Annotated in this window: 19 protein-coding genes; 13 read left to right on the forward strand and 6 right to left on the reverse strand. The window is 57.3% G+C overall.

All coding sequences use genetic code 11. The features are described from left to right. Positions 1–20 precede the first annotated feature (20 nt). Genes ACLGE8_RS10825 through ACLGE8_RS10865 form a run of 9 tightly spaced genes read left to right on the forward strand, consistent with a single transcriptional unit; the run spans position 21 to position 9,072 of the window. The gene (locus ACLGE8_RS10825) at positions 21–593 is read left to right on the forward strand and encodes a fimbrial protein (protein ID WP_410998429.1); all 573 of its coding nucleotides are present in this window, start codon (positions 21–23) and stop codon (positions 591–593) included. Between the two features lie 53 nt (positions 594–646). Next, positions 647–1,192, forward strand: a complete 546-nt coding sequence (locus ACLGE8_RS10830; protein WP_410998431.1) for a fimbrial protein — start codon at positions 647–649, stop codon at positions 1,190–1,192. A gap of 40 nt (positions 1,193–1,232) precedes the next feature. Then, positions 1,233–1,949 carry a fimbria/pilus periplasmic chaperone gene (locus ACLGE8_RS10835; RefSeq protein ID WP_410998432.1) on the forward strand — a complete coding sequence of 239 codons (717 nt, stop codon included), beginning with the start codon at positions 1,233–1,235 and terminating at the stop codon, positions 1,947–1,949. Between the two features lie 24 nt (positions 1,950–1,973). Next, positions 1,974–4,604, forward strand: coding sequence for a fimbrial biogenesis usher protein (locus ACLGE8_RS10840; protein WP_410998433.1), 2,631 nt, complete (start codon positions 1,974–1,976; stop codon positions 4,602–4,604). 15 nt (positions 4,605–4,619) lie between these two features. Continuing rightward, the gene (locus ACLGE8_RS10845; RefSeq protein WP_410998435.1) at positions 4,620–5,633 is read left to right on the forward strand and encodes a fimbrial protein; all 1,014 of its coding nucleotides are present in this window, start codon (positions 4,620–4,622) and stop codon (positions 5,631–5,633) included. Positions 5,634–5,642: 9 nt separating this feature from the next. After that, complete coding sequence (locus ACLGE8_RS10850) at positions 5,643–6,185, forward strand: fimbrial protein (protein WP_410998436.1); 543 nt, start codon at positions 5,643–5,645, stop codon at positions 6,183–6,185. Then, a complete protein-coding gene (locus tag ACLGE8_RS10855) occupies positions 6,185–6,694 on the forward strand; it encodes a fimbrial protein (RefSeq protein ID WP_410998437.1) in 510 nt (169 codons plus the stop codon). The genes ACLGE8_RS10850 and ACLGE8_RS10855 overlap by 1 nt, the downstream gene beginning before the upstream one ends. Before the next feature lie 13 nt (positions 6,695–6,707). Then, positions 6,708–7,379: a molecular chaperone gene (locus ACLGE8_RS10860; RefSeq protein WP_410998438.1), complete on the forward strand. Its 672-nt coding sequence runs from the start codon at positions 6,708–6,710 to the stop codon at positions 7,377–7,379. Between the two features lie 4 nt (positions 7,380–7,383). Next, on the forward strand, positions 7,384–9,072 hold the full coding sequence (locus ACLGE8_RS10865) for a Wzy polymerase domain-containing protein (protein ID WP_410998439.1): 1,689 nt from the start codon (positions 7,384–7,386) through the stop codon (positions 9,070–9,072). 2 nt (positions 9,073–9,074) lie between these two features. On the opposite strand, the gene ACLGE8_RS10870 is transcribed toward ACLGE8_RS10865, so the two are convergent. Then, positions 9,075–9,683 carry a helix-turn-helix domain-containing protein gene (locus ACLGE8_RS10870; RefSeq protein WP_410998440.1) on the reverse strand — a complete coding sequence of 203 codons (609 nt, stop codon included), beginning with the start codon at positions 9,681–9,683 and terminating at the stop codon, positions 9,075–9,077. A 319-nt stretch (positions 9,684–10,002) separates the two neighbouring features. On the opposite strand from ACLGE8_RS10870, the gene ACLGE8_RS10875 reads away from it, so the two are divergent. The 3 genes from ACLGE8_RS10875 to ACLGE8_RS10885 all read left to right on the forward strand — a co-directional run bounded on the left by ACLGE8_RS10875 (position 10,003) and on the right by ACLGE8_RS10885 (position 12,889). Then, the gene (locus ACLGE8_RS10875; protein WP_410998441.1) at positions 10,003–10,602 is read left to right on the forward strand and encodes a hypothetical protein; all 600 of its coding nucleotides are present in this window, start codon (positions 10,003–10,005) and stop codon (positions 10,600–10,602) included. Positions 10,603–10,688: 86 nt separating this feature from the next. Then, positions 10,689–11,615 (forward strand): LysR family transcriptional regulator, encoded by a 927-nt coding sequence (locus ACLGE8_RS10880; RefSeq protein WP_410998442.1) that lies wholly within the window; start codon positions 10,689–10,691, stop codon positions 11,613–11,615. 116 nt (positions 11,616–11,731) lie between these two features. Continuing rightward, positions 11,732–12,889 carry an NADH-dependent flavin oxidoreductase gene (locus ACLGE8_RS10885; RefSeq protein WP_410998443.1) on the forward strand — a complete coding sequence of 386 codons (1,158 nt, stop codon included), beginning with the start codon at positions 11,732–11,734 and terminating at the stop codon, positions 12,887–12,889. Positions 12,890–12,898: 9 nt separating this feature from the next. Here the strand turns inward: ACLGE8_RS10885 and ACLGE8_RS10890 are convergent, their stop codons facing one another. Further along, positions 12,899–13,855, reverse strand: a complete 957-nt coding sequence (locus ACLGE8_RS10890; RefSeq protein WP_410998444.1) for a cupin domain-containing protein — start codon at positions 13,853–13,855, stop codon at positions 12,899–12,901. Positions 13,856–13,970: 115 nt separating this feature from the next. Between ACLGE8_RS10890 and ACLGE8_RS10895 the strand changes: the two genes are divergently transcribed. Next, complete coding sequence (locus tag ACLGE8_RS10895; protein WP_410998445.1) at positions 13,971–15,167, forward strand: MFS transporter; 1,197 nt, start codon at positions 13,971–13,973, stop codon at positions 15,165–15,167. Between the two features lie 317 nt (positions 15,168–15,484). Here the strand turns inward: ACLGE8_RS10895 and ACLGE8_RS10900 are convergent, their stop codons facing one another. The 4 genes from ACLGE8_RS10900 to ACLGE8_RS10915 form a co-directional block, all read right to left on the reverse strand. Further along, positions 15,485–15,805 carry an AzlD domain-containing protein gene (locus ACLGE8_RS10900; RefSeq protein WP_185667723.1) on the reverse strand — a complete coding sequence of 107 codons (321 nt, stop codon included), beginning with the start codon at positions 15,803–15,805 and terminating at the stop codon, positions 15,485–15,487. Continuing rightward, positions 15,795–16,547, reverse strand: a complete 753-nt coding sequence (locus ACLGE8_RS10905; protein ID WP_410998446.1) for an AzlC family ABC transporter permease — start codon at positions 16,545–16,547, stop codon at positions 15,795–15,797. The genes ACLGE8_RS10900 and ACLGE8_RS10905 overlap by 11 nt, the downstream gene beginning before the upstream one ends. A 162-nt stretch (positions 16,548–16,709) precedes the next feature. Continuing rightward, positions 16,710–17,720, reverse strand: coding sequence for a type I glyceraldehyde-3-phosphate dehydrogenase (gene gap, locus ACLGE8_RS10910; RefSeq protein WP_410998447.1), 1,011 nt, complete (start codon positions 17,718–17,720; stop codon positions 16,710–16,712). Positions 17,721–17,798: 78 nt separating this feature from the next. After that, on the reverse strand, positions 17,799–18,779 hold the full coding sequence (locus tag ACLGE8_RS10915; RefSeq protein ID WP_410998448.1) for a GlxA family transcriptional regulator: 981 nt from the start codon (positions 18,777–18,779) through the stop codon (positions 17,799–17,801). Positions 18,780–18,794 lie beyond the last annotated feature (15 nt).

Raw genomic sequence — 18,794 nt, forward strand, 5'->3', positions numbered from 1 at the left:
ACAACTCAAAGGCAATGAAAATGAAAAATTTAACGGTTAAAGGACTGACGCTGGCATTAATGATGGTGGGTGGTTCGGCCATGGCAATGGGGGGCTCCAGCGATGCGACTGGCCCAAATACCGTATCCGGTGGTTCCGTTCACTTTACCGGCTCGGTGGTGAACGCCGCCTGTGCCGTGGCACAAGACTCCGTCAATAAAACCGTTGATATGGGTCAGGTTCGTCTGGCGGCATTCGGTGATACCCCGGCGGCGGGCACTGCGGCAAACCAGAAAACCCCGTTCAGCATTACGCTGACCGACTGTGACACCTCGGTGTCCACCGAGGCCACCGTGACCTTTAACGGCGCGGCAGCGAAAGATAACGCAGGCGTACTGGACAACATGGCCGGTGCGGGCGGCGCCCAGGGCGTTGGCGTGCAGATTTATGACACCGACGGCACCGCGCTGGATCTGGGTAAAGAATCGAAAGCCGCCACGCTTATCGACGGTGATAACGTCATGAGTTTCTCTGCCGACTACATCACCACCTCCAGCACGCTGACTGCCGGTAACGTCGACGCAACGGCAACCTTCAACGTCACCTACCAGTAACGTTTCAGGGATGGCTAACGCCACGGACGGCTAATTTGTGAAGAGGAGTCGGGATGAAGCTATCGCAACCAGGTCTGGCGCTATTGCTGAACGGCCTGATGCCGCTGGCCTGGGCCGGTAATCACCATGTGGTCACCGTTCCCGGCGGTGACGTGCACTTCACTGGCGCCGTCGTGGAAGCGGCCTGCGCGGTGGATACCAATAGCGCTGCGCAGACGGTAGACATGGGGCAGGTACGCTCCAGCCTGTTTGGCGGCACCGGCACCTGGGGAAGCCCGCAGCCGTTCACCATCGTGCTAAAGGACTGTGACATCTCCATTAGCCAACAGGTTGGCGTGGCGTTTAACGGCGTGACCGACGAGAAAGACCCTACGGTACTGGCGGTGACCAGCGGGGCGGGCAGTGCGGCCCATGTGGGCATCGGCATCTTTGATAGCAGCGGCAATGTGATTGTCCCCAATACGGCGCCGCAGCTTTTTACCACGCTGAAAGATGACACCAATGTACTGAACTTTGTCGCCAAATACCGGGCTACGGCTGAGAACGTTTCGCCAGGCGAAGCGGATGCACAAACCTGGTTCACGCTGACCTACATGTAACTATGGCGCCGCGGCGGCGCATTTTATTAAAAGGTAATTCATGTCTATTTTTTCCCGAACCGGCCTATGGGCGACGGCGCTGACGTTAGCCAGCCTGCCGTTATTCTCGCCGCTTGCTCAGGCGGCCGACTACGGCGGAATTGCGCTGGGCGCGACGCGGGTGATTTACCCGCAGGGCAGCGAGCAGATTTCACTGTCGGTCAATAATACCGATAGCAAAGGCGTCTTTTTAATTCAGTCGTGGGTGGAAAACGCCGACAGTAAAAAAAGCAGTGATTTTGTGGTGACGCCGCCGCTGTTTGTCATTAAGCCGAAAAAAGAAAATACCCTGCGGGTGATGTATATCGGCCAGGATGCATCGTTGCCTGAAGACCGTGAAAGTCTGTACTGGATGAACGTGAAAGCCATTCCGGCCGCCACGAAGGATTCGCAGAATAAAAATACGCTGCAAATTGCCGTGCTTAACCGCATCAAGCTGTTTGTCCGCCCAAAAGGGCTGACGATGCCGTCCGCCGACGCGCCAGCGCAGCTGCGTTTTCATCAGGCGGGTTCACAGTTGACGATTAAAAACCCCACACCGTACTACGTGACCCTGGTGGAGCTGACTGAAGGCACCGCCGCGCTTCCTGCCACGATGGTTCCGCCATTAGGCGAAAGCCGCCTCGCCGTGCCGTCAACCGCACACGGTGACATCACTTTCCAGACGGTGAATGATTACGGCGCGAATACGCCAAAACAACATGCGGTTATGGAATAACCCGCGGGACAGGTCGGCGAAATAATGACACTTCGTAACTGCTATGCCGCTCAGGCTATCGCACGGGCTTTGCGTTGTCCAAAGTACGGCTTTACCGTTATTTTGCCAGCGGCGCTAAGCGCTATTCCCTATACGGCCTGCGCGGATAACTATTTTAATCCAGCATTTCTGTCCGGTGATAATACAGCGGTAGCGGACCTGTCGCGTTTTGAAAATAGCAATGGGCAGGCACCTGGGAAATATCGGGTTGATATTTATCTCAACCAACAGTTTATTTCCAGCGAAGACGTCGATTTTAAAGCGGATAAAAAAAGCCAGGATGATACCGGACTGTCGCCGTGCTTTACCCTGACGCGTCTTGAAGCGATGGGGCTTAATCCGAACGCCTTCCCGGCGCTTAAAGCGCTGCCTGCTGAGCAGTGCGTGCCGTTTGACGCTATTCCTGACGGCAGCACCCGTTTTGATTTTGAACACCAGAAGCTTGATATCAGCATTCCACAGGCTGGGATGAAGCAGAGCGCGCGCGGCTATATTCCGCCAGAGCAGTGGGATCAGGGCATTAACGCCATGACCCTGAACTATGACTTTTCCGGCAGCAACAGCGGCGGCACCAGCAGTCAGGACAGCTATTACCTGAACTTACAAAGCGGTCTGAACCTCGGGGCCTGGCGTCTGCGTGACTACTCCACCTGGAACTACAGCCACGGCGAAGGCAGCACGCAGAATGAATGGCAGCACATCAGCACCTACGTCGAACGGACGATCGTCCCGTTAAAGTCGGAGTTAACGTTGGGTGAAAGCTACACGCCGTCTGATGTCTTTGATTCGCTGGGCTTTCGCGGCGCGCAGATCGCCTCCGATGACAATATGCTGCCCGACAGCCTCAAAGGCTTTGCGCCGACCGTGCGCGGTATTGCCCGCAGCAACGCCAAAGTCACTATCAAACAGAACGGCTACGTCATCTACCAGACCTACGTGTCGCCGGGGGCGTTTGCCATTAAGGATCTCTATCCCACCTCATCAAGCGGCGATTTGCAGGTGACGGTGCAGGAGACGGACGGCAGCGAAAATAGCTACACGGTACCCTATTCAGCGGTACCGCTGCTGCAGCGTGAAGGAAGGCTAAAGTATGCGCTGACCGCCGGGAAATACCGCAGCAGCAACGATCAGCAGGACGAAGTGGATTTTGCGCAGGGAACGCTTATCTGGGGGTTACCGAAGGGGTTTACCGCCTACGGCGGCAGTCAGGCATCGGCAGACTACCGGGCGTTTGCGCTGGGTATTGGGCTCAATATGGGCGACCTGGGGGCGATATCCACCGATATCACCCAGGCCAATAGTACGCTGGTAGACGGCAGCCAGCATGAAGGGCAGTCGGTGCGTTTTTTGTACGCCAAAGCGCTGAACTCGCTCGGCACCAACTTCCAGCTGCTGGGCTATCGCTATTCGACGCAGGGGTTTTACACCCTTGATGAAACGACCTACCAGCATATGGATGGTTATACGGGGGAAGAGGGTTTTCAGGATGACGACCACGACGGCAAGCAGGATAAGCCGCAGTGGACCGATTTCTACAACCTCTACTACACCAAAAAAGGCAAAGTGCAGATCAACGTGTCGCAGTCGATAGGCGACAACGGTTCGCTGTTTATCACCGGTTCTGAGCAGAGTTATTGGCATACCGATGAAACCGACAAGCTTATCCAGATTGGCTATAACGGCAACTGGAACAACATCTCCTACGGCCTGACGTGGAACTACGACCGCTCGCCAGGAGAGAGCGAGGCCGATCAGGTTTACGCCTTTAACGTCTCGCTGCCGATTGGCGAATGGCTCGCCGGGCGCGGTAACGCCGACGTCTACCACGCGGCGAACACGCTCAACGCCTCGTACAACATGAGTACTGACCGCCACGGCAAAACCTCACAGACCACCGGGGTCAACGGCACGCTGCTTGCTGAGAACAACCTGAACTACAACGTTCAGGAAAGCTACGGTAACCACGGCACCGGCGACAGCGGCAACGCTAGCCTCGGCTATCAGGGTACTTACGGCAATCTGAAGGCCGGTTACAACTACAGCGATGGCTATCACCAGCGTAACTACGGCATGAGCGGCGGTGTGGTGGTTCACCGCAACGGCGTCACCCTGAGCCAACCGCTGGGCGACACCAATATTCTGGTGAAAGCGCCAGGGGCGGCGGGCGTGGCGCTGGAGAACACCACCGGGGTTAAAACCGACTGGCGCGGTTACGCGGTGGTGCCGTACGCCACCACCTATCGGCAGAACCGCGTGGCGCTGGACACCAACTCAATGGGGCAAAACGTCGATATCGACGATGCGGTGGTCAACGTGGTGCCAACGCAGGGGGCGATGGTGCGCGCGGAGTTTAACGCCCATATCGGCGCCCGCGTGCTGATGACCCTCAACCATCTGAATAAACCGGTGCCGTTTGGTTCCACGGTAACGGTCAACGACAGCCAGCAGAGCAGCCTGGTCGGCGACGACGGGCAGGTTTATCTCTCCGGCCTGCCGCCATCCGGCACGCTGGTGGTGCAGTGGGGGAAAGGGGCCGACAAACGCTGTTCGGTGGCCTATCAACTCTCGGCCGACCAGATAACTACCTTTAACCGGGTGGCGGAAACCTGCCATTAACGCTGCGGAAAGTTCATGAAAATATTAATGAAAATGCTATTTAGTTTACTGTTATTGGGCGCGGCCAGCACGGCGTTTGCCGGTTCGTCGGACAGCTGCGCCAATGCCACCGGGTCGACGCAGAACGAGAACTTTGATGTGACAACTGCGCTGACGGCGGATACCAACGTGGCTGGAAAAACCACGCAGGTCGTACGCTCCGGCGATATTCATATGAATGCGAACTGCCCGAAGGTCTCCTCCAACAGAAATAACTACACCTATCGTTCCTACGTCTCAAACTACCCGGTAGTGGAAACGTCCGGTAGCTGGAAATACCTTCAGCTCAACGATTATCTTGAAGGCGCGCTGCGGGTGACCGATGCGGTCGCCGGGGACGTTTACGCCCCGGCCAACTACGCCAAAATGGGCACTGACGGCTGTGTATCCAACGGCTGCAATTTCCCGGTGTCGGACTCCAACATCACGCTGCAGATAAAAATTGCCAAACCCTTTGTCGGCAACGTGACGATTCCGCAGACGCGCCTTTTCAACGTCTATATCAACCGCAGCAGCGGCGGGTCGTTCGGCACGCCGGTTTATACTATCTCGTTTAGCGGCTCGATCACCGTGCCGCAGAGCTGCGAAGTGAACGGCAATCAGGTGATTACCATCGACTTTGGCACGCTCTCCTCGGGTAACTTTAAAACCAAAGGACAAAAGCCTTCGGGCTTCACCCCAGTGAGCCGACAGGTACCGGTGAAATGCTCGGGTGGCGTGAGTGAAATGGCGAGTCTGAGCTTCCGTTTTCAGGGGCAGGCCGATGTGAATGAGCCGACGGCGATTGCCACTGACAACAGCGATATCGCGGTGCAGTTCACCGATATTCTCGGCAACGTTATCGTTCCCAACACCGGCACTATCCCGTTCCAGCTGCAGGACTACGTGGCGACGGTACCGTTTACCGTTGCTCCCATTAGCGCCACCGGTAAGAAGCCGCAGCAGGGCGTGTTCCATGCGCAGGCCTATATCGTGGTCGATTTTAACTAAGGAGCGGCAATGATGAACGGCAAACGGCGGTACTGGCTGGTGGTCATCGGATGGGCGCTGAGTGTGGCAACGGTGCAGGCGGCGAATAACGGCGTCGAAATCGACATGAGCGGCACGGTGGTGGCCTCCACCTGCGATGTGGAAACCGCCGACACTCTGCAGACCATTTTTATTGGCAATTTCAGCAGCAACACCTTCCACACGGCGGGCGACGTATCGTCAACCGCCGATCTGGTTATCCGCCTGAAGAACTGTAGCAGCGGTATTTCCGGGGCGACGGTGATGTTCAGCGGCACGCCGGACGGCGACAACGGCAAGCTGCTGGCGCTTTCGGATACCGCCGGGAAGGGCAACATGGCCTCCGGCGTCGGCGTGGAGATCCTCGATGCCAATAAGAAAACGGTGGCGATTAACACCGCCAGCGACAGCCAGTCGCTGCAGGAAGGGGATAACAACGCGCTGACGTTTTTCCTGCGCTATCAGGCGACGAAAATTCCGGTAACCGCCGGAAACGCCTCGTCGGTCATGTATTTCGATCTGAGCTACCAGTAATGAAAATAATCCTCATGCTGCTTCTGCTGACTGCCGTCAGCGCGCAGGCACACGACGGCACCGTCTACGTCAGCGGCTCCATTCAGGACAACACCTGTATCGTAGCACCGTCCTCTCAGGCGCAGACCGTGCCGCTGGGCGACATCGCCGCCAAGCAGTTCGCCACCAAAGGCAGCGGCTCGTCGCCGGTGGCTTTTATTATCGATCTGCAACAGTGCGGTGCGGCGGCGACCGGCGTTGATTTCACCTTTAGCGGGGCGGCAGACACGGCGGATAAAACGCTACTGGCGCTCGACAGCGGTAGCGATGCGGCGCAGGGGATTGCTATAGAGCTGCAAAGCGCAGATCACGCCCGGCTACCGCTGAATCAGGCTTCACCTCGCTACGTGATTGACCCGACCCGTGCCGATAACGTGTTTATCTTCTACGCCCGCTATATGGCGACGGCGAGCAGCGTGACCAGCGGCACGGCAAACGCCACCGCGACCTTTACGCTGACCTGGCAATAGCGGGGAGTGCACCATGAAATATTGCCTGTTTACCCTGCTGGCCTTCGGCGTTTCCGCCCACGCAGGCGTTACCGTAGACGGTACCCGTTTTATCTTTGATGCCGATAAGCCGAGTATCACCTTCACGGTGAACAACACCGCTCAGCAGCGCTATCTGGTGCTGTCAAAAGTGCTTGACGCCCAGGGGCAGAGCGGCAATCAGGTGCCGTTTATCACCACGCCGCCGCTGTTTCCGCTGCTGCCGGGGCATAGCAATATTGTGCGCATTATGCGTACTGGCGGTGACCTACCGGATGACCGCGAAAGCCTGTTCTGGCTGAGCGTAGCCAGCATTCCAGAAACCCAGAGTAAGCCAGCCGCAAACGCCCTACAGCTAGCGATTCGTAGCCGGATGAAACTGTTTTATCGCCCAGTGGGCCTGAAGGGGCGCGAAGAAGAGGCCTACCGTCAACTGGTGTGGAAAGTACAGGGCAGTCAGACTCAGGTGACTAATCCGACGCCCTATTACGTCACGCTGTTTAACCTACGCGTCAACGGCAGGGCGGTGGAGAACGCCGGCATGGTGGCGCCGTTTACTTCCGAGGCGAAAAACATCTGCCCGTCCAGCGGCCGCTGCGTGCTGCAATGGCAAACCATTAATGACTACGGGCGTGTGATGCCCCTACAGACGCAAACGCTAAGGTAAGACCATGGCTGTCCAAAACAGGGAGGTGAATAGGCCAAAGGCCTGGCCACTGGTCGCCATACTGGCGCTGATCTATCTGCTGGTGATGCATCTGGTGATCGCCAATATGGGCGGCAGCGGCAGCGAACTGCCCACCTCGCTGTGGGTCTGGTTTTGCATGCTACTTTTGTTGGGCTGTGGCTGGCCCTGTTTTATCCGCACCGCCCTCACCGTGGCACCCGGCACCCGGCGTATGCTTCTGGGCGCGTTGCTGATGAGCCTGCCGCTGGCGTGGAGTCCCGAACCGGGCTGGCGTCTTGATGCGCTGCCGCGTTTTGCCGGGCTGTGGGCGGGCGTGCTGCTGCTACTCTTGTTGACGCAGGTCAGATTCAGCGAGCGCCAGCGGCAAACGCTACTGTATTTACTGGTGATAGCCGGGCTTATTCAGGCGATATACAGCCTGCTGGGGTTGCATTTTCCCACTGTACTGCCGCTATTTGAGCAACAGGTGCTTGCCGCCGCGCCGGGAAATATCAGCGTTTTTCAGCAGCGCAACGTTGCCGGGTCGTTTCTGGCCTGCGGCGGCGCGGTGGGATTGTACAGTCTCGGTTCACCGTTTTTCCGCAGCCGCTCTCCGGGAAGGGAAGCTGCGCGAATCGCTGCCATCTGCGTGGCGGTGATGGTGCTGTATTGGGCGCTAACGGAGATCCCCTCGCGCATCGGTTGGCTAAGCGCGATTTGCGTCTACGTTGGGATGGTATGCCTGCACTGGCAGACTTCCCCGACCTGGCGGCGCGGGCTTCTACTGGGTGCTCCGGCGGTGGGCGTTGCTATTGGCGCGAGCCTGATGCCGCTCTCGTTTAGCGAGGCACTGGCGCAGCATGACGGTTCGACCCTTCAGCGGCTGATGATTTTACGCGAAACCCTACGCATGATTGCGCAGCATCCGTTCTTAGGATGGGGCTACGGCAGCTACGTCTGGCACTTCAGCCATTTTATAGCCGACCGTGCGACGCCGATTGCCAATGGTTGCAGCATTATTCCCCACCCACACAATGAACTGCTCTACTGGTGGGTGGAAGGCGGGCTGGTGGCGCTGCTGGGGCTGATGCTGCTGGCGTGGGCTGGTATGACCTTTTTTTTCCGCACCACAAACCGCCAGACGCTGTCGCTGCTGTTCTGCCTGCTGCCGCTGCTGCTGCATACCCAGGTGGAGTACCCGTTTTATCAGTCGGCGACGCACTGGCTGACGTTTATTATGCTGCTCAGCCTCGCCGCCGGAGAAGGTCCGCCCGTACGCGTATTCAGCGGTCGTTGGCTGCCGTATTTTTCGGCGCTGGTGATGATTGCCGTTTGTGCTGGCGCATTTACGCTATTAGCGACCCTACGTCAGCAGTCCGTGTTAACGCATTTTGAGCAGACGCCCGAAAAATATTATCGCCAGGTATTGGCGTTACGAGAAAGCGGACTGGAGACGGCGCGTTTGAGGAAAGACCGCGCGCTGGCGCTGATTGTGAAATATCAGCAAACCGGAAATCGACAAGCGCTATTGATGTATATATCGCAAGCAACCTGCTGGCTTAATTTATGGGTTGATGCCGATATGTATAATAATGTGATCGATGTCGATTTTTTTATGAATAAGACAGTTGCCGGCAATGCGTTTAAATCAGAAGCGAAAAGGATATTTGTTGATGATAATCGTTTTCAATAATATCAGAAAGCGACCGGTAATTTATCCATAGCAATCAGTACACCGGATTTCATTTCGATATAGTTTCCTTTTTTTAACTCTGCAAGCACGTCCATAATTCGGCTGCGCGATATCCTGGTCCGACGTTGAATAAAAGAGGACACTTTAATTTGCAGTCGAATATCTTCCGGGTAGAGCCAGAGTTCCATCAGCAGTGAGCGAATTTTACTATAGGCATCGTTGCCGACCATTTCGCTGTCGCGTGCGCTCATGACCATCACGCGCTGGGCGAGAATGCGCGAGATATCGTGCCATAAATTAAACTCATCGCACTTCTCAACGAACAGGTCCAGCGGCACAATCCAGCCGGTGCAGTCGGTCTCTGCACGAATATAGTGCTGTGGGCGCGCCTTCACATCATAATAAAGGCTATAGCCGTCAATAAGACCCACGACGGTTGGGGCAAAGACGGTAGCCATATGCAGATCAACCTGGGCGTGGCTTACGGAAAAGCAGCCGGTGGTCACCAGTAAAATAAACGCCGATTCACGATCGTTACTGAGTAACATTTTTGTCGAAGCGTTTAGCGTAAACGCGGTGCCAAAAGGGGCCAGCACGTTATGTAAATCCATTATTGCCTTCAGCGGTTTAGTTTGCTGACTAAACTCAAAGGCGTGGAGCGGTCGGGACGAATCGTCTGATTGCGACATGTCTTATTTCTCAATTGATTTTACGATAAGAAGTATAGCATGCCGAAATCGGATGATATAGCTGATGTTAATGATTGTTCTTGATTTATTTTTCGAATAAGACTAATCCTTTTTTGTTGTCCGAAATAGTATTGTTAGTGACCCGTGATGAGGTCCAATTATGGACGTTATACTGTGTTGCAATAATATTTTATACTCATTAGCATTTTACATTGGCTACTATTACCATGGAGTTGGGTAAATGGAGGTTGTCAGTTACAGCGACGATATTTTTCTTAATTTGGGTATTAAGTCGATATTGAACGTCAGCGCTGCGAGTACTCGTCAGTATAAATTAAATAATGTGGTTCTCGACTATGTCATTATCCTTAACGATCTCGATATCCGTCAGACGATCGACGCGCTTGGCGCAGAAACAGCAAGGTTTCGACGAAAAAACGTCATGGTGCTCACCGAGGCCATTTCACCGTTGATTGTTGGTTATTTATTGCGTAAATGCCGCGGTCTGGTGGCATATAGTATTAAAAATAACCACTGTGAATTACTGATTGATGCGCAAAGCGAAGAGTCACTCGATGACATTGAACAAGCGCACTACTTTTCGCTGTCGGATAACGAACTGTTTATTCTGCTGTCGCTCAGTATGGGTATGAAGCCAGAATTATTAACGAAGATCACCGGGCGCTCGGAAAAACGCGTTAGCGCCATTAAGCGCGATGTGATGAGCAAGTTAAATATTAAAAACAGCACGATTTTTTATGATGTTATCAGGGCGCTGTTTGTGCCCGTCAGGCAAAGCACGGGACATCCCCGGCACAAATCGTCGCACGCCAAAGTCTGATGCACAGCAGGGCGCTATTCAGCCCGTTTACCACCCGCTATACTCAGCGCATTTGGGGAATAATTTTCCCGTATTCAGGGGGTAACGTGGAACTGAATCGCATTGGCGATATTGCCGCCTTTATCGCGGCGGTTGACGCCGGGAGCTACACCCGCGCGACGACGAGCGTCGGTTTATCGCGCTCGGCGATTGGTAAAAGTATCACCCGTCTTGAGGCCCAGCTAGGCGTTCGCCTGCTGAACCGCACCACGCGCCAGCTAAGCCTGACCGAAGAAGGCTGCATTATGTATGAGCGCTGCAAACGCATTCTGGAAGACCTGGAAGCGGTGGACGATGCCATGGCGCTGCGCCGGGAAAAACCAACCGGCACCCTGCGTCTGACCGCGCCGCTCTCGCTGGGGCAGCGCCATATCCTGCCGGTTATTGACCGCTTTTTACGCGCCTCGCCCGCGCTACGCGCCGACGTGGTGTTCACCGACCGCTTTGTCGATCTGATTGACGAAGGGTTTGATATCGCTATTCGCATCGGTGCACCCCGAGGCGACTCGCGCATTCTGACCCGCACCATCGGCACCCAGCATATGGTCACCTGCGCGTCACCGGCGTACCTGGCAGCGCGCGGCACGCCGACGACGCCACAGGCGCTGCGCCAGCACGATACCATTTTCTTTCGCAGCGCCGAGCGGCGTAGGAGTTGGCGCTATGCCACCCCGGAGGGCGAATTTGTCTATGAAGGGCCGGGGCGTATTGATATCGACAGTTCAGAGGCGATGCTGTCGTCGGCGATCTCCGGCTTTGGCGTGATCCAGTTGCCGGACTATCTGGCCGCCGAGGCGATCGCTAAAGGGACGCTGGTGGCTATCCTCACTGAATTTAAGATCCCGCCGGACCCGGTGCGGATAATTTACCCCAGCAAACGCTACCTCTCGCCGCGTATTCGTGGATTTGTCGATTTGATTGCCGAAGAGTGGCAAACGCTCGGCGTGCCCTGGGCGCGCGCTGACCGCCTGTAGTCTTTTGACTGTGCCCGGTGCGCCCCTGGTATGGGACGCACATTCCCCAATGTTTGTTTTAGTATGCGAATCATCGATGACCATCCCGGTCCTGTTATTTTCATTCTGGAGCAGACATGAAGGATTACCGTTTTCTAACACCTATGACCTTGCCTAATGGCGTCGTGCTGAAAAATCGCGTGGTGTTGCCGCCAATGACCGAGCAGATGTCTTTTGAAGACGGTTCGGTGACGGCAGAAGAAATTCACTATATGCAGCAGCGCGCCGGCGGCGTGGGGCTGTTTATTACCCCGGTGGCCTATATCAATAAAGAGGGCAAAGGGTTCGAAGGCCAATTAGGCGTTGAGGACGACGGAAAAATCCCCGGGCTGGCAAAACTGGCGCAGGCGATCAAAGCGCGTGGGGCGAAAGCGATTCTGCAGATGTTTAGCGCCGGGCGTATGACCAATCAGTGGGTTACCCGTGGACGCCAGCCGGTGAGCGCCAGCGCCGTTGCCGCGCCGCGCGCCGGGGCAGAAGTGCCGCGTGAACTAACCGCCGACGAGATAGCGAGCCTGATTAACGACTTTGCCGAGGCCACCCGCCGCGCCATCGAGGCCGGGTTCGACGGTATTGAGCTGCACGGTGCCAATACCTACTTGCTGCAGCAGTTTGTCTCGCCGCACTCCAACCGCCGTACCGACCAATGGGGCGGTACGCTGGATAAACGACTCGCGCTGCCGCTGGCGGTGATTGAGGCGGTGATGAAGGTGAAGCAGCAGCATGCGAGCGCTGATTTTATCGTGGGCTACCGTCTGTCGCCGGAAGAGATTGAGGAGCCGGGTATTACCCTCGACGACACCAAATATTTCGTCGGCACATTACAGGATACGGCGCTCGACTATATTCACGTCTCGATGGGCTCGGTCTGGCGTCCTTCACTGCGCGATAAGCACAATACCGCGCCGATTATCACCCAGCTTAAAGCAGCCAGCCCGCGTAAACCGATTATTGCCGTGGGGAATATTCGCACCCCGGCGCAGGCAGAAGAGGTGATGCAAAGCGGCATTGATCTGGTGGCGCTGGGCCATCAGCTGATTATTGAACCGAACTGGGTGGAAAAAGTGCAGGCGGGCGATGAAGAGGCGATCCGCTATCAGCTGCATGCCGCCGACCTGTCGCTGCTCGGTATCGCGCCGCCGTTCCTCGAGTTTATTCGTGATATGCCGGGCTTTGATATTCAGGGGCTGAACGACGAGGCTCAGCGCCAGATTGATAATGTGACCTACCTGTAAACGTGCGGGTCACATCACTTCGGCGACGGGCAAGGTATCGCGCAGCGCCCCCGGTGAGTGGCCCACCACCCGTTTGAACGCTCGGCTAAAGGCGGCAACGGAACCGTATCCCAGACGCAGGGCAACGGTTTCGATAGCCTGCTGCTCCTGGCCGATATACTGGATAGCCAGCCGCATCCGCAGCTCGCCGAGGTATTTTGCCGGCGTCGTGCCGGTCGCCGAGAGAAAGCGTTCGGCAAACACCGAGCGTGACGTGCCCGCCTCTTTGGCGAGGTCCGCCACGCTCCAGTTCACCCCCGGCTGCTGGTGCATGGCGTAAATGGCCCGGCTCAGGCGCGGGTCGCGCAATACCTGAGTCCAGCCGGTGGCTTTACCGCAACCGCTCTCTACCCATCCACGAACGATTAGCGCCGCCACCACATCAGCGAGGCGGGCGAGAATACCGGCAAAGCCAACCTGGCGGCCCAGCGATTCCCGCTCCATCGCCGCCAGCAGCGCCTGGATTTCCGGACGATCGGACATCAGACTGCTAACCATCATCACCTCAGGCATCGCTTTCACCAGCGGCTGCATGCCGCCCAGTTCGAAATTCATACACCCGGTAAAGATGACCGCCTTTTCTGCGTCCGGACAGGACGGACAGTGGATGTCATGCACCTGGCTGCAGATAGGTTCGCTGGGGAAATCGGTAATCGGCGTGACGTTGGCCGACTCGTCAGAGAGCAGGGCATGCCCCTCGCCGTTAGGGATAAACACCGCATCGCCGCTCTTCAGGGTAAAGCGTGCGCCGCTTTGCATTCGCAACAAAGCGGGGCCACGGCTGACAAAATGGAACTGCGCCTTGCCGGGCACATCGCCAAACGAGACGCCAAACGGTACGCTGGCTTCGAAACGGCGATAGTTCACGCCGGAGAGACGCATGCCGCGCAGCAGTTCGCTAATCATATCAGGGGCATTCAGGGTCATTTTCGCAACTCCGGACGAATTATCAATAAATGAAGATTATCCATCATAGATCGTCCCGGAAGATCTTTCTATCCTTGGCGACAGCCATCACATTTTTATAACAGGAGATTCACCGATGAATACATGCGTCGCAGAGAGCGGGTCCATTGCCCCGGCCAAACCCGCCTGGCGCGCCGTGTGGGCGCTAGGTCTGGGGGTGTTTGGGCTGATTACCGCCGAGTTTCTACCCGCCAGCCTGCTGACCCCGATGGCGGCAAGCCTGGGCGTAACCGAAGGCGTGGCCGGACAGACCGTGACCGCCACCGCGCTGGTGGCGCTGGTGACCGGGCTGCTGATTACCTCAGCCACCAAAAGCCTCGACCGCCGCTGGGTGCTGATGTTCTTTACCCTGATGCAGATTGTCTCCAGCCTGCTGGTGGCTTTTGCGCCGTCGTTGCAGGTGCTATTGCTGGGACGCCTGCTGCTCGGCGTGGCGATTGGCGGATTCTGGGCAATGTCGACCGCTACTACCATGCGGCTAGTGCCCGCCAGCGATGTGCCAAAAGCGCTGTCGATTATCTTTGCCGGCGTATCGATTGCCACCGTGGTGGCGGCCCCGCTGGGCAGCTATCTGGGCAGCCTGATTGGCTGGCGCAATGTGTTTATTCTCTGCGTGGTGCCGGGCGTGCTGGCGCTGCTCTGGCAACTGTGGGTGCTGCCATCGATGCGCCCTGAGAACGGCGGTAGCCTGCGCACGCTGCTGCACGTGCTGCGTCGCCCCGGCATGATTGGCGGGCTGCTGGCGACCATCTTTATCTTTAGCGGGCACTTCGCCTTCTTCACCTATCTGCGTCCGTTCCTTGAAACGGTAGGGCGCGCCAGCGTGGAGACCATTTCGCTGATCCTGCTGGGCTTTGGCCTGGCTAACTTTATTGGTACCTCGATTGCCGGGCACCTGCTGGCGCGCAACCTGCGTCTGACGCTGGCGCTGGTGCCGTTCGGTATGGGTGTACTGGCGTTGCTGATGGTGGCCTTTGGGCATCTGGCGTTGCTGGACGGTCTGCTGGTGACGCTGTGGGGCTTCGCCTTTGGGCTGGTGCCGGTAGGCTGGTCAACCTGGCTTGCCACGACCGTGCCGGACGAAGCCGAAAGCGCGGGCGGGCTGATGGTGGCGTCCATCCAGTTGGCCATTAGCGCGGGCGCAGCGGGGGGCGGTCTGGTGTTTGATCTTAATGGTGCCAGCGGCGTGTTTACCGTTAGCGGTGTGCTGCTGGTGGCGGCGATGGTGATGGTGTTTGCGGGGGTGCGGGTTAAGCCGGTGACGACGGAGTAGTATCGGTGCGGTAACCCTCACCCCATCCCTCTCCCTTAAAAAGGGAGAGGGGGGCCGATCGGCAATAGCATTAAGGAAAAGAGCAGAACATACCAACGACTCAAAACGGTTCCCTCGCCCTTTTGGTGAGAGGGGGGCCGATCGGCAATAGCGTTAAGGAAAAGAGCAGAACATACCAACGACTCAAAACGGTTCCCTCGCCCTTTTGGTGAGAGGGGAGCCGATCGGCAATAGCATTAAGGAAAAGAGCAGAACATACCAACGACTCAAAACGGTTCCCTCGCCCCTTTGGGGAGAGGGCCAGGGTGAGGGGGAAATCAAGCCAACAAATAGCTCAACCCCATAAACGCCGCCATCCCCGCAATCACCGTGGCAAACAGACTGCGGCTGAGCGCCCCAACCAGCGTCGCTACGACGGCGGCCAGCAGCGAAATGCTCAGCCCGCCGCTGGTTAACGCCGGTTTACCCACCAGTTCCGCGGCAATAATCGCCGACATAATCGCCGCCGGAATAAAGCTCAGCCACTGCTGCAGCGCAGGCGGCATACGAAAACGTGATAGCAACAGCACCGGCACCACGCGCATCAACGCGGTGACCAGCGCCGAGGCGATAATCGCCAGCAGAATATTACGCTCCATCCTGACTCTCCTTCTTGCCAGACAGGCGCAGGCCAATCGTTGCCAGCGTGGCGGCGACGGAGGCGGCGACAATCACCACGATACTGGTATCGGCGTGCCCTGACATCGCAAGGGTAATGATTGCCGCAACGGCGATGCTGAACGACTCCAGCCACTTGCGACGGCTGGCAAACCACAGCATCAGCACCAGGCCGATGAACATCGACACCAGGCTAAAGCTCAGCCCTTCCATCAGCGCCTGCGGCAGGGCGGAAGCCAGCCCCGCGCCAACCACACAGGCGAGGATCCAGTTCAGCCAGGCGGCCACGTTCAGGCCAAACATCCAGGCAAACGACACCTTATTCTGTGGGCCGCCGCGCTGCACCGCCACGCCGAAGGTTTCATCGGTGAGCAGCAGGCCGCTGACCACTTTTTGCAGCGTGGTATGTTCACGAAAATAGACGCTCATCGCCGAACTCATCAGCAGATAGCGCAGGTTTACCAGCAGCACACTCAGCACCACCGAGGCGACTTCCGCCCCCGCGGCCCACAGCGAATAGAAAAGAAACTGCGCTGAACCGGCGTACAGCAGGCTCGCCAGCAGGGCGGTTTGCAGGGTGGTAAATCCGGAGAGCGTGCCGATAGCCCCGGCCGCAAAGCCGATGCTCCAGTATCCGGGAATGGTGGGGAAGCAGGCGGCGACGCCAGCGCGAAATTGTGCCCTGGCCTCATGACGTGGCGAGGCGGCGGTGTGAGTTAACATCCATCTGTCCTGTAGTTTGCGTTACGGTCTGCGATGTACGCAGTTTTTATAGGTATAAGAAAATGGTCTGTATCAGAACGAACAGCATATTACAGGTTCAACGGCGGGAGATAAAAAAATCCACGCCGGGCGTGGATTTTAGTGGGTAGCGGGAGCGGAAGATTACGCTTCGCGTTTGGCCATCAGCAGCGCCAGGTCGACCAGGCGGTTGGAGAAGCCCCATTCGTTGTCGTACCACGCCAGGATTTTGACCATGTTACCGCCAATCACCAGCGTGGAGAGACCGTCGATAATTGAGGAACGCGGGTCGCCCTGGTAGTCGCTCGACACCAGCGGTTCATCGCTGTAACCCAGAATGCCTTTCAGCGGGCCGCTCGCGGCCGCTTCACGAAATGCGTTGTTCACCTCGTCGGCGGTAACATCACGTTCCAGGGTCACGGTCAGGTCAACGATGGAGACCACCGGAACCGGCACGCGCAGGGAATAGCCCGTCAGGCGTCCGTCCAGCTCGGGGATGACTTTACCCAGCGCTTTCGCCGCACCGCTGGAGTAAGGCACTATCGACAGCGCCGCGGCGCGAGCCCCGCGCAGATCTTTCTCCGGCTGGTCGTGCAGCGCCTGGCTATTGGTGTAAGCGTGGGTGGTGTTCATCAGACCATGCTTAATGCCGAAATGCTGATGCAGCACCTGGGCGGCGGGGGCCAACCCGTTGGTGGTGCAGCTGCCGTTGCTGACCACATAGTGTTTATCCGGCGAGTAGAGGCCGTCGTTCACTCCCATCACGATGGTTAAATCGTCGTTCTTACCGGGCGCGGAGATAATTACACGTTTGGCGCCGCCGCTGTGGATATGCACCGCCGCTTTGTCACGCTCGGTGAAGAAACCGGTGGCTTCAATCACGATATCGACTTCAGCCTGTCGCCACGGAATGTTCGCCGGGTCGCGTTCGCTGTACACGGTGATAGGTTTACCTGCCACCACCAGTTGACTTTCGCTGGCGCTGACCTCGGCGGCAAGCGTGCCGAGCAGGGAGTCATATTTCAGCAGGTGCGCCAGCGTTTTGCTGTCCGTCAGATCGTTAATTGCCACAATCTGGATATCCGGGTTGCCAAGCGCAGCGCGCAGTACGTTACGTCCGATACGGCCAAAACCGTTAATACCGACCTTTACCATGATCCACTCCTTATCTGTTGTCTCTGGCGCTACTGTAGGCCGGTCGCCATTTGGCGTAAACGACAAAAAAGGATCACTTTACGCCATTTTTCGACAGTGGAAGCGCTGGCGATACTCTCCGGGGGTGAGGTGCAGTTGCTTTTCAAACAGACGGCGTAGGTTGATGCTGCTGCCAAAGCCGGTCTGCTGCGCAACTCTCTCCAGCGTGTCGTTGGTCTGTTCCAGGCGCTGTCGGGCGGCGGTCAGACGCGCTTCGGCGACGTAGCGTGCTGGAGATACGCCGGTTTCCCGGGTAAAGACGCGGGTGAAATTACGTGGGCTCATGGCGACTTTTTCCGCCAGCGTTTCGACGCTGAGATCGGCGGTCAGGTTGTCGAGCAGCCAGGTAAGCAGGTCGTTGATGGGCCCCACGCTGCTGGTGCGCTGGAGATTGTAGCGGCTGAACTGTAGCTGGCTGCCGGGGCGGTGCAGGTACATCACAAAATCCTGGGCAATGTCGCGCGCCAGGCTAAAGCCGTAATCTTCTTCTACCAGCGCCAGCGTCAGGTCGAAGCCAGAGCTCACCCCGCCGGAGGTCCAGATATGCTCGTCCTGAATATAGAGCGGCCCGCTTTCGACGCGCACCTGCGGGTACTCCGTCTGGAGCGTTTCCAGCAGCTTCCAGTGGGTGGTGGCGCGTTTGCCGTCGAGTAGCCCGCTTTGCGCCAGCAGCATCGCGCCGCCGCAGATTGAGGCAATCCGGCGGGCGTGCGGGGCGGCAAGGCGCAGCCAGTCCACCACCGCAATGCCCTCCTGCGCATTCTGGCCTCTGCCGGTGATGATGATGGTGTCGAGGGGCTCACGGGGGTCTATCTCGTGCAGACGATGGTCCGCCAGCAGGTTAAGGCCGGACTGGCCGTGGATCACCTGATGCGGCTGGGTGGTCGCCAGCTGAACCTGGTAGCAAGGGGAGGTGGCACCCTCAGGATGCAGGCGGTTGGCCTGCATCAGGATGTCGGCAATGCCGGCGGACTCAAACAGCATGCCGCCGTCGGGGACGATAATCAGTATTTTCTTCATGTCCTGAAAAGTAAT

This window comes from Kluyvera sp. 142486 (assembly GCF_046569695.1).
Classification (GTDB): domain Bacteria; phylum Pseudomonadota; class Gammaproteobacteria; order Enterobacterales; family Enterobacteriaceae; genus Kluyvera.